This is a genomic window from Nocardia sp. bgisy134 (assembly GCF_057708325.1).
In genome coordinates this window covers 159,104-173,180 of sequence record NZ_JBYIRW010000006.1, presented here as the reverse complement: position 1 = coordinate 173,180, position 14,077 = coordinate 159,104, and the positions used below count along the sequence as shown (strand labels likewise).

General features: G+C 69.7%; 13 protein-coding genes. 5 read left to right on the top strand and 8 right to left on the bottom strand.

Annotated features, from left to right (window positions below; genetic code table 11):
- Positions 1–17: 17 nt before the first annotated feature.
- The 5 genes from AC3ERS_RS13385 to AC3ERS_RS13365 all read right to left on the bottom strand — a co-directional run bounded on the left by AC3ERS_RS13385 (position 18) and on the right by AC3ERS_RS13365 (position 5,928).
- Positions 18–1,073, bottom strand: coding sequence for an acyl-CoA dehydrogenase family protein (locus AC3ERS_RS13385; RefSeq protein WP_431967130.1), 1,056 nt, complete (start codon positions 1,071–1,073; stop codon positions 18–20).
- On the bottom strand, positions 1,070–2,101 hold the full coding sequence (locus tag AC3ERS_RS13380) for an acyl-CoA dehydrogenase family protein (RefSeq protein ID WP_431967128.1): 1,032 nt from the start codon (positions 2,099–2,101) through the stop codon (positions 1,070–1,072). The genes AC3ERS_RS13385 and AC3ERS_RS13380 overlap by 4 nt, the downstream gene beginning before the upstream one ends.
- A 223-nt stretch (positions 2,102–2,324) precedes the next feature.
- A complete protein-coding gene (locus AC3ERS_RS13375; RefSeq protein WP_431967126.1) occupies positions 2,325–3,473 on the bottom strand; it encodes an acyl-CoA dehydrogenase family protein in 1,149 nt (382 codons plus the stop codon).
- Positions 3,473–4,369, bottom strand: coding sequence for an enoyl-CoA hydratase (locus AC3ERS_RS13370; protein WP_431967124.1), 897 nt, complete (start codon positions 4,367–4,369; stop codon positions 3,473–3,475). The genes AC3ERS_RS13375 and AC3ERS_RS13370 overlap by 1 nt, the downstream gene beginning before the upstream one ends.
- Positions 4,369–5,928, bottom strand: a complete 1,560-nt coding sequence (locus AC3ERS_RS13365) for a FadD3 family acyl-CoA ligase (RefSeq protein WP_431967122.1) — start codon at positions 5,926–5,928, stop codon at positions 4,369–4,371. Before AC3ERS_RS13365 ends, AC3ERS_RS13370 begins: the two co-directional genes overlap by 1 nt.
- Positions 5,929–6,005: 77 nt before the next feature.
- Here AC3ERS_RS13365 and AC3ERS_RS13360 point away from each other — a divergent pair, with 77 nt between their 5' ends.
- The 5 genes from AC3ERS_RS13360 (at position 6,006) to AC3ERS_RS13340 (ending at position 10,807) form a co-directional block, all read left to right on the top strand.
- Positions 6,006–7,199 carry an acyl-CoA dehydrogenase family protein gene (locus AC3ERS_RS13360; protein WP_431967120.1) on the top strand — a complete coding sequence of 398 codons (1,194 nt, stop codon included), beginning with the start codon at positions 6,006–6,008 and terminating at the stop codon, positions 7,197–7,199.
- Positions 7,196–7,996 (top strand): SDR family oxidoreductase, encoded by an 801-nt coding sequence (locus tag AC3ERS_RS13355; protein WP_431967118.1) that lies wholly within the window; start codon positions 7,196–7,198, stop codon positions 7,994–7,996. Before AC3ERS_RS13360 ends, AC3ERS_RS13355 begins: the two co-directional genes overlap by 4 nt.
- Before the next feature lie 233 nt (positions 7,997–8,229).
- Positions 8,230–8,874: a hypothetical protein gene (locus AC3ERS_RS13350; RefSeq protein ID WP_488186270.1), complete on the top strand. Its 645-nt coding sequence runs from the start codon at positions 8,230–8,232 to the stop codon at positions 8,872–8,874.
- Positions 8,875–8,945: 71 nt separating this feature from the next.
- Positions 8,946–9,563, top strand: coding sequence for a TetR/AcrR family transcriptional regulator (locus AC3ERS_RS13345; RefSeq protein ID WP_431967114.1), 618 nt, complete (start codon positions 8,946–8,948; stop codon positions 9,561–9,563).
- 95 nt (positions 9,564–9,658) lie between these two features.
- Entirely contained in the window at positions 9,659–10,807 is a 1,149-nt protein-coding gene (locus AC3ERS_RS13340; protein WP_431967432.1) for an acetyl-CoA C-acetyltransferase, read from the top strand.
- Positions 10,808–11,259: 452 nt separating this feature from the next.
- On the opposite strand, the gene AC3ERS_RS13335 is transcribed toward AC3ERS_RS13340, so the two are convergent.
- The 3 genes from AC3ERS_RS13335 to AC3ERS_RS13325 form a co-directional block, all read right to left on the bottom strand.
- The gene (locus tag AC3ERS_RS13335; protein WP_431967112.1) at positions 11,260–12,339 is read right to left on the bottom strand and encodes an NAD(P)H-dependent flavin oxidoreductase; all 1,080 of its coding nucleotides are present in this window, start codon (positions 12,337–12,339) and stop codon (positions 11,260–11,262) included.
- Between the two features lie 73 nt (positions 12,340–12,412).
- Positions 12,413–13,171 (bottom strand): CoA-transferase subunit beta, encoded by a 759-nt coding sequence (locus tag AC3ERS_RS13330; protein WP_431967110.1) that lies wholly within the window; start codon positions 13,169–13,171, stop codon positions 12,413–12,415.
- Between the two features lie 4 nt (positions 13,172–13,175).
- The gene (locus AC3ERS_RS13325) at positions 13,176–14,054 is read right to left on the bottom strand and encodes a CoA transferase subunit A (RefSeq protein WP_431967108.1); all 879 of its coding nucleotides are present in this window, start codon (positions 14,052–14,054) and stop codon (positions 13,176–13,178) included.
- Between the last annotated feature and the right edge of the window lie 23 nt (positions 14,055–14,077).

Genomic DNA, 14,077 nt, shown 5'->3' with positions numbered 1-14,077 from the left:
GGGCCTTCGGGATTGGTTCAGTTGCTGTGAGTGAGGGGGCGGTGGGGCGTGCCGAAGAGCTGGGCGTCGCCGTGCGCGCGTTTGAAGAACAGGTGCGCGTCGTGCTCCCAGGTGATGGCGATGCCGCCGTGCAATTGCACGGTCTCGGACACGATCTCGGTGAGCGCCTCCGAGCACTGCACCCGCGCGACCCACACGTCCTCGGCGGCCGATGGCAGGTCGGCGGCCACCGCGGCGGTGGCGGCGTAGGACGCGGACTTGGCCGACTCCAGCAGCACGTACATATCGGCCATCCGGTGCTTGAGCGCCTGGAAACTGCCGATCACTCGCCCGAACTGCACCCGGGACTTGGTGTATTCGACCGTCGTCTCCAGGCACTGCTCCGCCGCGCCGACCTGCTCGGCGGCCACTGCGGCCCACCCGATCTCGCGCAGCCGCGCCGCGACGGCATCCGGATCGTTCGTGCCGAGCTTGTGTGCGACCACACCGTCGAAGCCGATCTCGGTGAGCTTGCGCGTCGGGTCCATGGTCGCGACCGGACGCCGGGTGATGCCCGCCGCGGTGGCCTCGACCTCGAACAACCCGGTCGGCGTGAGCACGATCAGCGTGTCCGCGTGGGCCCCGTCGAGCACGTAATGCGCCGTGCCGGAGAGAGACTCGCCCTCGGCGTGGACGCCAGGCGTATCCCAGCCGGTCGCGTTCGCCCAGCAGACCGCCAGCGTGGTCGTGCCTTCCGCGACGCCGGGCAGCAACCGGGCGCAGGCTTCCTCGTCACCGGAGAGCAGCACGGCCTGCGCGCCGAGCACGGCCGAACCGAGCATCGGCACACCCGCCAGCGTCCGGCCCAATTCGCCCACCACGAGCAGGGATTCGACGAGCGACGCGCCGAAGCCGCCGTACTCCTCCGGCACGGCCAGCGCCGCGACGCCGATCTGCTCGCAGAGCAGCCGCCAGAGTTTCGGGTCGTAGCCCAGTTCGGTGTCCATCGCGGCGCGCACCGCGTCGCGTCCCGCGTGCTTGGTGAGCAGCGCGCGTACCGAGGCGGCGAATTCCTGGTGTTCGGCGGCGGTCATGCGGTGCCTCGCAGCGCACGGTCCCGGACGGCCTCGTCGCGCAGGGCGCGGGCGATCCTGGCGCGGTGCAGATCCGGCGCTCCCCACGCGGCGCGCAGCGCGGTGACCTTGGTCAGCCACAGCGACAGGTCGTACTCGGCGGTGTAGCCGATCGCCCCGTGCACCTGCAACGCGGCGCGCGCGGCGGTGTGCGCGGCGTCGCCGCAGGCCAGTATCGCGGCGGACACGTCACGGCTGCGGGTCGGCTCGCCCATGGTGAGCGCGGCGCGGTAGAGCAGCGGCTCGGCCAGGTCGAGCGCGATGAGCACATCGGCGAGCTTCTGCTTCACGGCCTGGAATTCGCCGATCGGCTTGCCGAACTGCTTGCGCTGCTTGGCGTATTCGGTCGCCGCGTGCAGCAGCGCCCGGCCCGCGCCGAGCAGCTGGGCGGCGGCGGCGAGCGCGCCGGTGTCGAACGCGACCGCGCCCGCCTCCAGCACCCGGTCGTCGGTGGCGACGAGCTCGGCGGCCGTCACCGCGAACAACTTCCGCGCGGGGTCGACCGAGCGGATCGCCGCGCCGCGCTCACCGAGGAACACCTGCCCGCCGTCGACGAGCAGCGTCACATCGGCGGCGTCGGCGTCGAGCGCGACCGGATCGAGTCCAGGGGTGGCGAAGGCGACCGTGCCGAGCGCGGTGCCCTCGGCGAGCCCGGGCAGCCAGCGCTCGGCCGCGTCGGATTTCGGAAGCGACTGGAGCAGAACGGGAATCGCGGCGGCGGTCTCGACCAACGGTCCCGGCGCGGCGGACCGGCCGATCTCCACGAACGCGACCACGAGGTCGATCGGATCGGCGCCGACACCGCCGTACGCCTCGTCGACCGCGAGGCCGAGCACGCCCGCGCCCGCCAGCTGCCCGATCAGCGCGCGGCCTGGCCGCGAATCGCCGCTCGCCCAGGCGCGCACCGCGGTCGGCGTGCGCCCGGCGTCCAGCAGCTTGCGCAGGCTTGCGGCGAAATCGGTCTGTTCCGGACTCAGCGCGAATCTCATCGGCCGTTCCTGTGTTCGATGGCGCCGCCTTCGGCGGCGCGTCGTGGCCCTCGGGTGGCTCGGCGTTCGGCCACCGCCGCTTGCTCCTTCGTCGCGTACGCGGCGGCAGCCGAACGCCGAGCCGGGCCACGAACGGCGATGCTCGGTCTCGCTTCGCTCGAAACCAAACGTTGGGCGTACCCGCGGTGTCGCAATGCGAGGGATGTCACCTGCATGATCATGCTCATTTCTCCCGCCGGGCTTCGCGGGGTAGGCCGAGGATGCGCTCGGCGATGATGTTGCGCTGGATCTCGTTGGTGCCCGCGTAGATCGGGCCGGACAGCGAGAACAGGTAGCCGTCGGTCCACGGTCCGGACCGCTCGGCCGCCGGGCCGAGCACGTCGAGCGCGGTCTCGTGCATGGCGATGTCGAGTTCGGACCAGAACACCTTGGTGATCGAGGATTCCGCGCCGAGCTTGCCGCCCTCGTTCAACCGGGTGACGGTGCCGAAGGTGTGCAAGCGGTAGGCCTCGCTGCGGATCCACGCGTCGACCACGGCATCGCGCTGGGCGGTGTTGGTGCGATCGCCGCTGTCCAGCCACAGGTCGGCGAGCCGTCGCGCGGTCGCGGTGAACCGGCCGGGACTGCGCAGCGAGAGCCCGCGTTCGTTGCTCGAGGTGCTCATGGCCACCCGCCAGCCCTCGCCGGGCGCGCCGATCACGTCGCGGTCCGGCACGAAGACGTCGTCGAGGAAGATCTCGGCGAAGCCGGGCTCACCGTCCAGCTGCGGGATCGGCCGCACCGAGACGCCGTCGGCGGTGAGCGGGAACATCACGTACGTGAGGCCCTTGTGCCGCTCCGCCTCGGGATCGCTGCGGAACAGGCCGAAGGCCCAGTCCGCGAACGCCGCTCGCGAGCTCCACGTCTTCTGGCCGCTCAGCAGCCAGCCGCCCTCGGTGCGGCGCGCCGTCGACCGGATGCCCGCCAGGTCGCTGCCCGCCTCGGGCTCCGACCAGGCCTGCGCCCAGATGTCGTCGCCGCGCGCCATCCGCGGCATGATGCGGTCGAGCTGCTCGGCGGTGCCGTGCTCGAACAACGTCGGCGCCAGCAGGAAGATGCCGTTCTGGCTGACCCGCCCCGGCGCACCGGCGGCGTAGTACTCCTCCTCGAACAGCACCCACTCCAGCAGCGAGGCGTCGCGCCCGCCGTACTCCTGCGGCCAGGAGACCACCGAAAGCCGCGCGTCGGCCAGGGTGCGCTCCCAGTCGCGGTGCGCCTCGAACCCGGCCTTCGTGTCCATCGAAGGCAGCGGCGCCGAGGGTTTCGCGGCGGCCAGGAATTCGCGGACCTCCCGCTGGAATTCCTGGGTCGCCTGGTCCAGATCCAGATCCACTACGTCGTCCTGTTCTGTTCGGCCGTGCTCGCACTGGCCTTCATCGTCTTGGCGTTCATGCCGCCCAGTGAGTCCGCGCCGACCTCGGCGTTGTGCGCGTGCGCGAAGTGGTGCAGCCCGAAGACCGAGTCCATGCCGGTGCGCATGCCCATCAGGTCCTCGGCCTGGTTGACCGCCTTCTTGGTGAGCGCGAGGCCGAAACGCGGCATGGCGGAGATCTTCTCGGCCAGCGCCATGGTCTCGGCCTCCAGTTCGGCGCGCGGGACCACCCGGTTGACCATGCCCCACTCCTTGGCCTGCGCCGCGCCGAAGCGATCGCCGGTGAAGAGGAACTCCTTGGCCGCGCGCGGGCCCATCACCCACGGGTGCGCGAAGTACTCGACGCCGGGAATGCCCATGCGCACCACGGGATCGGAGAAGAACGCGTCGTCGGAGGCGACGATCAGATCGCACACCCACGCCAGCATCAGCCCGCCCGCGATGCAGGCGCCCTGCACCATGGCGATGGTCGGCTTGGGGATCTCCCGCCAGCGACGGCACATGCCGAGGTACACCTCGGACTCCCTGGCGAACCGCTGGTCGCCGCCTTGCTTGTCGACGTGGTCCCACCACAGGACGGCCTTGTTGTCGTAGCGCACGTGGTGGTCGCGGCCCGGTGTGCCGATGTCGTGCCCGGCGCTGAAGTGTTTGCCGTTGCCCGCCAACACGATCACGCCGACCTCGTCGTCCTCGACGGCGCGTTGGAAGGCGGCGTCGAGCGCGTAGGTCATCACCGAGTTCTGCGCGTTGCGGTAGTCGGGCCGGTTCATCGTGACGATCGCGACCCGGCCGCGGCGCTCGTAGGTGACGACCTCGCCTTCGTCCGGCACGGCGCCGTTCTCCGGTTGGTCTGACATTACGACTTCTCCTCACGTAGTTGACGCTTGAGCACTTTCCCGGCGGCGCTGTAGGGCAGCTGGTCGCGGAATTCGACGAAGCGCGGCACCTTGAAGTTGGCCAGCACGGTGGTGGCGTGAGCGAGCACCTGGTCCTCGGTGAGCGACGAGCCCGACTTGCGCACCACGTAGGCCTTGCCCACCTCGCCCATCCTGGTATCGGGCACGCCGACGACCGCCGACTCGGCCACGCCGTCGAGCCGGGCGAGCGCCTGCTCGATCTCGGCCGGATAGACGTTGAAGCCGCCGGAGATGTACATGTCCTTGAGCCGGTCGGTGATCCTGAGGTATCCGCGTTCGTCGAGCGCGCCGATGTCGCCGGTGTGCAGCCAGCCCTCGGCATCGATGGTCTCGGCGGTGCTCTGCGGATCGTCGAGGTAGCCGAGCATGACGTTCGAGCCGCGCAGCAGTACCTCGCCCGCCTCGCTGAGCTTCAGCTCGAAGCCCGCGATGGGCCTGCCGCAGGTGTTGGCTACGGTCTCGGCGTCGTCGTCGGCGCGGCACATGGTGCCGAACCCGGCCGCCTCCGACAGGCCGTAACCGGTGATGACGACGGCGAATTCGAGCTCGGACCGCATCCGCTCGACCAGCACCACCGGCACCGTCGCGGCGCCGGTGACGGCCACCCGCAGCGTGCTCAGGTCGTAGGAGCCGCGGTCGGGGAAGTCCAGGATGGTCTGGTAGATCGTCGGCGGGCCGGGCAGCACGGTGATCTTCTCCCGGCCGACCAGCCGCATCGTCTGCGGCACGTCGAAGGTGGCCTGCGGGATGATCGCCGCGCCGGTGACCAGGCAGGCGAGGATGCCTGCCTTGTAGCCGAAGTTGTGGAAGAACGGGCTGACGACGAGGTAGCGGTCGTCGCTGTTCAAGGTGGTGCACTCGGCCCAGGCGCGCACCACCGACAGCGCCTGCCGGTGCGCGACGAGCGTGCCCTTGCTGCGGCCGGTGGTGCCCGAGGTGAACAGGATGTCGGAGATGTCCTCGGCGTCGACGGCGGCGGCGCGCTTCTCGGCGTCCTCGACCGGGACGGTCTCGGCGATCACCGCGAGATCCGACCAGTTCAGCACGCTCGGATCGGTGCTCGTCGTCTCGCCGCCCGGTTCGACGGGGATCACCACGATCGTCGGAATCGCCAATTCCGGCGCGGCGGCGCGCAGTTCGGCCAGCCGGTCGCGGCCGAGGAAGGCGCCCGCGATGAACAGCGCCTTCGCGTCGACTCTCGACAGCACGTCCGCGGCCTCGTCGGCGACGTAGCGGGTGTTCAGCGGTACCAGCGCCGCGCCGGCGTAGTGCGCGGCCAGCGCGGCGACCACCCAGTGGTGGGTGTTCGGCGCCCACATGGCCACCCGGTCGCCGGACTGCACGCCGCGGGCGATCAGCGCACGCGCCGTCTGCTGGACCACGGCCAACAGCTGGGTCCAGTCGAGACGGACGTCGCCGTCGGCGAGCGCCGGGGCGGCACCGAACGTCCGAGCGGCATCGTGCAGGGCCATCGGTGTCGTTTGTGCAGGGGTTGTCACGGGCGTTCCTCACCGTTCACGCGAGTACTTATGCATGCACTCTACAAAGCAAGTGCTTGGTAGGTTATCCTACCGTCGTGGTTGCGATCCAGACCTCAGATTCCGACACTGCCGCGCAGGACGCGCGGTTTTCCGCCGAAGTGCGGGAATGGCTGGCCGAGAATCTCGACGGAGAATTCCGCGAACTGCGCGGACTAGGCGGTCCAGGCCGCGAACACGAGGCGTTCGACGAGCGCCTGGCCTGGGACCGGCACCTGGCCGCCTCCGGGTGGACCTGCCTCGGCTGGCCCAAGGAGTACGGCGGTCGCGAGGCCACCGTGCGTCAGCAGGTGATCTTCCACGAGGAATACGCCAAGGCGAACGCGCCCGCGCGGGTCTCGCACGTGGGGGAGGAGCTGCTCGGCCCGACCCTGCTCGCCTTCGGCACCCAGGCGCAGAAGGACCGTTTCCTGCCCGGCATCCGCAACGTCACCGAGCTGTGGTGCCAGGGCTACTCGGAACCGGGTGCGGGCTCGGACCTGGCCGCCATCAGCACCGCCGCGCACCTCGACGGCGACGAATGGTCCATCAACGGCCAGAAGATCTGGACCTCGCTGGCCCACGTGGCCGACTGGTGCTTCGTGGTGGCGCGCACCGAGAAGGGCTCGTCCCGCCACAAGGGCCTGTCGTACCTGCTCGTTCCCATGAAGCAGCCGGGTATCGAGGTGCGCCCGATCATCCAGCTCACCGGGACCTCGGAATTCAACGAGGTCTTCTTCGACGACGCGCGCACCGCCGCCGACCTGGTCGTCGGCGCGCCGGGCGACGGCTGGCGCATCGCGATGGGCACACTGACCTTCGAACGCGGCATCTCCACCCTCGGCCAGCAGATCCGCTTCGCCAGGGAACTGGCCGACATCGAGGCGCTGGCCCGCCGCATCGGCGTGGCCGACGACCCGCTCATCGCCGACCGGATCGACCGGGCCTGGGTGGGTCTGCGGGTGCTGCGCGCGCACGCGCTGCGCACCATGGAAGGCACCGGCGTCGACGACGGCGGACAGGCCTCGGTCGCCAAGCTGCTCTGGGCCAATTGGCACCGCGGCCTCGGCGAACTGGCCATGGCCGTGCTCGGCGCGCGCGGCCTGGTGGCCGACGAGGACGACGATCTCAACGAATGGCAGCGGCTGTATCTGTTCACCCGCGCCGACACCATCTACGGAGGTTCGAACGAAGTGCAGCGCAACATCATCTCCGAGCGCGTGCTCGGTCTGCCGCGCGAGGCCCGGCCGTGACGGCGCGGCCCCTTTCGGTCGCCCCTGAGCCCGTCGCCGGGCACGGCCTGCTGACCGGACGCGTCGCCGTCGTCACCGCGGCCGCCGGGACCGGCATCGGCTCGGCGACCGCGCGCAGGCTGCTCGCCGAGGGCGCCGACGTGGTCGTCTCCGATTGGCACGAGCGCAGGCTCGCCGAGACCGAGGTCGAGCTGAAGGGCGAGTTCCCGGATCGCCGGGTCGCCGCGATCGCCTGCGATGTGCAGAGCACCGAGCAGGTGGACGCGCTGGTGCGCGGCGCGGCGGAAGTGCTCGGCCGCATCGACATCATGGTCAACAACGCGGGCCTCGGCGGTGAGACGCCGGTGGTCGACATGACCGACGAGCAGTGGGACCGCGTCTTGGACATCACGCTCAACGGCACCTTCCGGTGCACCCGCGCCGCGCTGGCCTACTTCCGTTCGGCGGGCCACGGCGGCGTCATCGTGAACAACGCCAGCGTCCTCGGCTGGCGCGCGCAGTACGGGCAGGCGCACTACGCCGCGGCCAAGGCCGGTGTGATGGCGCTGACCCGGTGCAGCGCGGTCGAGGCCGCCGAGCTCGGCGTGCGGATCAACGCCGTCTCGCCGAGCATCGCGCGGCACGCGTTCCTCGACAAGGTCAGCTCGACGGAGCTGCTGGATCAGCTCTCCGAACGAGAGGCTTTCGGCCGCGCGGCCGAGCCGTGGGAGGTGGCCGCGACCATCGCCATGCTGGCCAGCGACTACACCAGCTACCTCACCGGCGAGGTCGTTTCGGTGAGCAGTCAGCGGGCCTGAGGCGCCCGATTGAGATCGCCTTCGGGCGTCCGCTTCCCTCCCCGGAAATGGGCGCCCGATCAGGTGAAAAAGGGTGGCGCGCGCGGGGCTGGGGTGTGCCATGCTGGGGAAGGACGGATCCCGCAATTTCGTAAGGGGCGTTGGCTATGGGCCCGGATCGCCCACCTGCCCGCGAACAACTAGAACTCGATGTCGTACGCGAGGTCGTGTTGGCCAGGCGCAGGCTGGACAGCATGGTTCTCGCTGCCCTGACGCTCGGCGCCGAGCTCATGAACCACGAGTCCGCGCGGGCGACGGCGTGCCGGGCCGCGCAGATTCTCGAGCGGTTCGCGATCGACGAGAGCGAAGTCGAACGAGACCCGAGAGCCGCGTTGCGCGCCGACATGGTGCGCGACAACGCTCGCGCCAGCCGGATCGGACTGCGGTCTCCCGCCGGGGTTCCCTCGGACCAGGATCGGCGGCGACAGCGCCAGACCGCGCTGCTGCGCGAGGTCCGCGCCGATCTGATCGAGGTGCTGCGCCGCTGCCGCAAACATCACTTCGACCGCGGCGCCGTCGCCGACGAGATCGCGCAGGGTCTGTGCGCGGCCACCGACAAACTGGTGGTCGGCGCCGATATGGACGCCTACCACGCCTGGCAGCGCGGCATGGTGCTGAAGCTCATCGAGGAACCGGTCCCGTACGGCCCGCCCAGGGTGATGGCGACCGTCGACGCGGGCCCCGGCCGCGGGCCACTGACCGTCGAATGGGACACGCCGGAGCGAAGATTGGCGCTAGTCGCCCGCATGGCCCGCGCCGGCATCTCCCCGGTCGTCATCTGCGACCGCCTCCTCGCCGACCTCTCGGTCTCCTCTCCGATCCGCTACTCCCTGCGCTAGCGCACCACCGAAACCCGCCGAATCAGGATGTGCCGTTGCCTACTACCACCAAGCAAATGCTTGGTTGTATTATGGCCTTCGTGACCGCACCTGACGCCTCGAAATCCGCACGACGCAACGAACTGCTCGCGCTGGCGGCCGACCTGTTCGCCCAGCGTGGACTGCGCGCGACCACGGTGCGCGATATCGCCGACGCGGCGGGGATTCTATCCGGGAGCCTCTACCACCACTTCGATTCCAAGGAGTCGATGGTGGACGAGATCCTGCGCGGCTTCCTGGACGACCTGTTCGGCCGCTACCGCGAGATCGTCGGCTCCGGCCTCAGCTCGCGAGACACCTTGGAAGCCTTGGTGATCGCGTCCTACGAGTCGTTCGACCGCTTCCACGCCGCGGTCGCGATCTACCAGGCCGAGGCCAAACGCCTGCGCGACGCGGAGCGTTTCGCCTACATCGCGGAGTACAACCGCGAGTTCCGCGAGCTCTGGCACCGGGTGCTGACCAACGGTGTCGAGGACGGCAGCTTCCGTCCCGAGCTCGACGTCGAACTGGCCTATCGCTTCCTGCGCGACACCGTCTGGGTCGCCGTGCGCTGGTACCAGCCGGGCGGCGCCATCACCGTCGAAAACCTCGCAAAGCAGTACCTCACCATCGTGCTCGACGGGCTCACCGCCTCGCAGCACACCGACTAGGAGACCCCATGTCTGCACCTTCCGCCCGCCGCGCTGGGCCTACCCGCCCCGCCGTCTCCGCAGGCTCCGACGACTACCGTCCCCCTTACACCCCGCTGCGGGACGCCTACGTGATCGACGCGGTGCGCACCCCCGTCGGCAAGCGCGGAGGTGCGCTGGCCGGTGTGCATCCGGCCGATCTGGGTGCGGCCGCGCTGCGCGGACTGCTCGACCGCAACCCGATCGACCCGATCAATGTCGATGACGTGATCGTCGGCTGCGTCGACAACGTCGGTCCGCAGGCGGGCAACATCGGCCGCACCATGTGGCTGGCCGCGGGCTACCCGGAGGAAGTCCCCGGCGTCACCGTCGACCGGCAGTGCGGATCTTCCCAGCAGGCCATCAATTTCGGCGCGCAGGCCATCATGAGCGGCACCGCCGAGGTGATCGTCGCAGGCGGCGTCCAGAACATGAGCGCCATCCCGATCTCGGCGGCCATGCTGGCGGGCAAGGAGTACGGCTTCGAGTCGCCGTTCGTCGGCGCGCAGGGCTGGGACCACCGGTACGGCACCGACGAGGTCTCCCAGTTCCGCGGCGCGCAGCTGATCGCCGAGAAGTGGGGTATCAGCCGCCAGGACATGGAGCAGTGGGCGCTGCGCAGCCACGAGCGCGCCCGCCAGGCCATCAAGGAAGGCAAGTTCGACAAGGAGATCGTCCCGGTCGGCGATTTCTGGATCGACCAGGGCCCGCGCGAGACCTCGCTGGAGAAGATGGCCTCGCTGCCCGCGCTCGCCGAGGGCAGCCCGCTCACCGCCGCGGTGGCCAGCCAGATCTCCGACGGCGCCAGCGCCACCCTGCTCGCCTCGGAGTGGGCGGTGCAGGAATACGGCCTGACCCCGCGCGCCCGCATCCACCACGTCAGCGCGCGCGGCGCCGACCCGATCTTCATGCTCACCGCGCCCATCCCGGCCACCAAGTGGGCGCTGGCGAAGACCGGTCTCACCATCGACGACATCGACGTGGTGGAGATCAACGAGGCCTTCGCTCCCGTCGTGCTCGCCTGGCTGAAGGAGACCGGCGCCGACCCGGAGAAGGTCAACGTCAACGGCGGCGCCATCGCGCTGGGCCACCCGCTCGGCGCCACCGGAGCCAAGCTCTTCGCCACCCTGCTCAACGAGCTGGAGCGCCGCAACGGCCGCTACGGCCTGCTGACCATCTGCGAGGGCGGCGGCACCGCCAACGCCACCATCATCGAGCGCCTGTAAGCACCGATCGCGATCTGCGCCGGGCGAATGCCATTCGCCCGGAGCGGTTTTCGTGGTGATGCGCCCGTCGGTCGCGGGCAGCGGTTGGCTGGGCGGCCGAGGCAGACACCCGTGGGCACGGCTGTGATCGCTGTGGTCAGTCCTCCGCGGCGCGCATGCCAACTCCGATGCGTCTGCGGATTTTCGGCGTCGTCGTGATGATCGCCCAAACGGTGGAAGCCATAACGTCAGCGTAGGCGGCGCAACCCCACCGGCAGATAGTAGATCCACGCATATGCTCCACACGCCTCGCAGGGCGTATACCGGCTGCGGAGCGTGCGAAACCGCTGCGAGGTCCTTGTGCCGGCGGGCTCGGTCGCATCGCGCCGACGCGCCTGGCCCGCCGGTTCAGGGCATGACAAGGCCGCTCGATCGGGGATCGAGCGGCCTTGTAGGTCGATGCTGATCGGGGGTCAGTGAGTAGCCGTTCGACCGGCGAGCGCCGACATCGCCTCGATCCGCGCCAGCGCGTCGGCGACCACGTGATCGATGAGCTCCTTGCAGGTCGGCAGGTCGTCGATGATGCCGGTGACCTGACCCGCGGCCAGCACCCCCGCCTGGGTGTTGCCCTCGACGAGCCCGGCGCGCAACAGCATCGGGGTGTTGGCGGCCATGATCACCTGGGACCAGCTGAGGTCCTTGGTCTTTCGCATGGCGAGGCCATCCTTGACCATGGTCGACCACTTCATGCCGGTCATGCTCTTGAACCGCGCCGCGTTCGACACCGCCGCGGCCAAGCCACGCCAGCGGCCCGAATTCTCCAGCCGCTGCACCAGTTCGGTGTTCAGCACGCGATGCGGCATGCCGTCGACCTTCAACGAGACCACGGTGTCCTGCAACTGCCTGCGCAGGTATTCCTGTTTCACCGCGTCGGGCACGGAACTCTCCTGGGTCAGCAGGAAGCGGGTGCCCATCGCGACGCCCGCCGCGCCGTAGGCCAGCGCCGCCGCCAGGCCGCGCCCGTCGAAGAAACCGCCCGCCGCGACGACCGGGATGTCGACTGCGTCGAGCACCGAGGGCAGCAGCAGCGTGGTCGCGACGGGACCGGTGTGCCCGCCGCCCTCGCCGCCCTGCACGATCACCGCGTCGGCGCCCCAGGAGGCCACCTTCACCGCGTGCTTGGCCGCGCCGATCGACGGAATCACCACGACGCCTGCGTCTTTGAGCTTGGCGATGAGATCCTTCTTCGGCGCGAGCGCGAACGAGGCGACCGCCACCTTCTCCCTGATCAGCAGGTCGATGCGCTCGCCCGCGTCGGTGGCGTCGGCGCGGATGTTCACGCCGAACGGTTTGTCGGTCTGCGACTTGGTCTTCGCGATCGCCGCTTCCAGCTCCGCGAAGGTCATGGTCGCCGAGGCGAGAATGCCGAGGCCGCCCGCGTTGGCGGTGGCCGAGACCAGGCTCGGGCCGGCCACCCAGCCCATGCCGGTCTGTACGACGGGATGCTCGACGCCGACCAATTCGGTCAGCGGCGTGTGCAGGCGTCCGGTCACGCGGTGTCCTTTCGTGCATGCCCGAGGGGCCCTACGTGGTTACGCAGGCTGCCTCCTCCGGGCCCTGACTCGGTCATGCGGCCACTTCCTTGTCGCGAATGCCCTTGGGATCCAGCACCGTCCGGATGATCCGCAGTTCTTCCGCGCTCGGCAGCCGCGTCTCGCCCGCCTCGCCGAGCCCGGCGATCTCGAACGAGGTGTTCTCGGCGACCTCTTCCGGGCTCACCCCGGGGTGCAGCGAGAGGGCGCGCATCGTGTGGCCGGGCCCGCCGAAATCGAAGACGCCCAGATTGCTCACGACCCGGTGCAGGTGGTGGAAGCGGAAAGCCGGGTTGGCCGGGTCGATCTTGTCGTAGCCGACGCCGGAGACGATGTCGACCTGCTCGCAGAACACCCGGTTGGTGTGCCTGGGCACCCAATAGCTGGTGGCGTGGTTGATCGTGTTGCCCGGCGCGCCACGCACGCCGAACATCTGCCTGGTCGGCCGCTGGAGCGGGCCGAAGGCGGACAGGTTCTGGTTGCCGTACTTGTCGATCTGGTTGGCGCCCATGACAACGTGCCGTCGACCGGAGGCGACCACGTCGAAGACCTTGGAGAACGGAATCCAGCCCTCGATGGGGGCTTTCGCGCCGAGCGCGGGCGTTTCGGCCAGGTAGAGCGCCTCGCCGTCGGAGAGCAGCAGATCCGGTTCGAAGGTAAGCCGGGCCAGTCGCGCGCCGATCGTGGTGACCGGGGACATCGGGCTCGCCATGATCTCGCCCGCCCCGCGGAAGATCTCCGCGCAGGCGACGACGCACACTTCGGCGAGGGTGCTCGTGGTGGTGTCGGTCATCGGGTCAGCCCTCCTGCGTGGCGAAAGCGCGGACGGCCGCCTGGTATTCGTCCTCGGAGACGTCGAGGTACGTGGCCTTGAACTCGGCCCACGACTCGGGCGTCTTGGCGGCCGCCACGTAGTGACGCTGGAATTTCTCGTCCCGGCCGTAGCTGCCGGAGAATGTGAAGTGCGCGCCGCCCGGGGCCTCGACCACGCCGTCGACCATCATCCGGTTGAGGATGATCGCCTGCTGCGGAACGGCTTTCACCAGCTCCTCGGTCTCGGTCAGCCGATCCACCGACAGGTAGCGGCGCTCGGCGGACAGGCAGTACAGATCGTCGAAGTAGGGGTCGACGCCGGTGTAGGCGGCATTGCCGTGCTTGTCGCCGAGGTCCAGATGAACCAGCGCCGCATCGAGATTCAGCGCGGGCATGGCGACGAGCGTTTCGGTCCGTCCGTCGGCGGCCGGGTAGGGGGAGGCGACGGTCTTCAGCTCGCCCTCCCAGAAATCCATGACCGCGGAGCCGAGCCCGGCGCGGATCGGCAGGAACGGCAGCCGGGCCGCCGCGGCCTGTAGACCGCACTTGACCATGCCCTCGTCCATTTCGCGGACCGTGATCGCGCCCTCGGTGCGCGCCTTGGCGAACCACGGATCGTAGAAGGGCGCCGAATCCAGCGACACGAACCCGTAGTACGCCTTGCGCACCTTGCCCGCCGAGCAGAGCAGGCCCAGGTCGGGGCCGCCGTAGCTGACCACGGTCAGATCGGTGAGGTCCGAGCGCAGGATGGCCCGCACCAGCGCCATCGGCTTGCGCCGGGAACCCCAGCCGCCGATGCCGATGGTCATTCCGCTGCGCAGCTCGCCGACCACGTCGTCGAGCGACATTCGCTTGTCCCGCATGTGTTCTCCTGTATCCGTGGGCG

Bases quoted from the DNA above. Each gene is read 5' to 3' on its own strand.
- AC3ERS_RS13350 (WP_488186270.1), top strand. From the start codon at position 8,230: ATGGTTCTCGCTGCCCTGACGCTCGGCGCCGAGCTCATGAACCACGAG.
- AC3ERS_RS13370 (WP_431967124.1), bottom strand. From the start codon at position 4,369: ATGTCAGACCAACCGGAGAACGGCGCCGTGCCGGACGAAGGCGAGGTC.
- AC3ERS_RS13330 (WP_431967110.1), bottom strand. From the start codon at position 13,171: ATGACCGACACCACCACGAGCACCCTCGCCGAAGTGTGCGTCGTCGCC.
- AC3ERS_RS13325 (WP_431967108.1), bottom strand. From the start codon at position 14,054: ATGCGGGACAAGCGAATGTCGCTCGACGACGTGGTCGGCGAGCTGCGC.
- AC3ERS_RS13345 (WP_431967114.1), top strand. From the start codon at position 8,946: ATGGCCTTCGTGACCGCACCTGACGCCTCGAAATCCGCACGACGCAAC.
- AC3ERS_RS13385 (WP_431967130.1), bottom strand. From the start codon at position 1,073: ATGACCGCCGCCGAACACCAGGAATTCGCCGCCTCGGTACGCGCGCTG.
- AC3ERS_RS13380 (WP_431967128.1), bottom strand. From the start codon at position 2,101: ATGAGATTCGCGCTGAGTCCGGAACAGACCGATTTCGCCGCAAGCCTG.